This window comes from Mesorhizobium sp. M4B.F.Ca.ET.017.02.2.1, assembly GCF_003998955.1.
Lineage (GTDB): Bacteria > Pseudomonadota > Alphaproteobacteria > Rhizobiales > Rhizobiaceae > Mesorhizobium > Mesorhizobium abyssinicae.
In genome coordinates this window covers 1-876 of the sequence record NZ_RZOF01000660.1, presented here as the reverse complement: position 1 = coordinate 876, position 876 = coordinate 1, and the positions used below count along the sequence as shown (strand labels likewise).

Below are 876 nucleotides of genomic sequence, written 5' to 3'. Positions count from 1 at the left end.
GCCCGAGCAGTTGCTCCAGGCGTTCGGCATCGCGCTTCTCCGCTCAGGCGACGGCGCGGCGGCGCCGCGTCACGAGGATGAACAGGCCGAGCAGCGCGACGCTGGCGGCGGCGCTGGCGGCGGCGAATTCCGGCACCGGCCGGAAATCCTTGTCGATCAGCAGCGAGGCGGCAATCGGCCCAATCGCCAGGCCGAAGAGCTGGGCCGCCGGCACCAGAAGCACCGCGGTGCGGGTCTCGTCGGCGGTGATCGCCAGGCGGATCTGGTAGGGAACGATGAACAGCAGGATGAAGCCCATCGCCAAAGCGGCGACCCAGAATATCGTCAGGCCAGGTCCGCTGGCGAAAATCAGGGAGCAGACAAGAGCGACGGCGCCGATGGCGGTGATCGCCAGGCGATAGTCGAGGCGCGCCTCGAAGACCGTCGCGGTCAGGGCGCCTACCACCTGAGCGGCGAGGCTTGCCGACACCATCAGGCCGACCGTGCGGCCGTCGATGCCGAACTGCGCCCCGAGCGGCTCGAGGAAGGCCCAGATCGCGCCGAAGAACATGAAGTAGCAGAAGATCGAGAGCAGCGCGGCGATCGATCCGGGCGTCAGCACATTGGCGAAATGCTCTTCCTTCGGCAGGTCGGCATAGTCGTCCGGCACGATCCAGGCGACCGCCAGCGAGGCGAGGCAGACCACGCCGAGGGCGAGGAAGCCGCCGGACGCGCCGGCGACCGGGACGACATAGAGCGCCAGGGTCAGCGCCAGCGCGCATTGCGCCAAGGTCTGCACGGTGACGAAATAGCCGCCGATGCGCTCGGCCCGGCGCGACCGGGCGATCAGCTCGGTGGCGACGGCGACCAGCCCGCCCTCGGCAAGCCCGGCCAGGC

1 protein-coding gene is annotated in these 876 nt (G+C 69.6%); it reads right to left on the bottom strand.

Going from position 1 to position 876, the window contains the following annotated elements; genetic code table 11:
* Positions 1-43: 43 nt before the first annotated feature.
* On the bottom strand, positions 44-876 hold an 833-nt coding region (locus EN738_RS34680), incomplete at its 5' end, for an MFS transporter (RefSeq protein ID WP_127287408.1).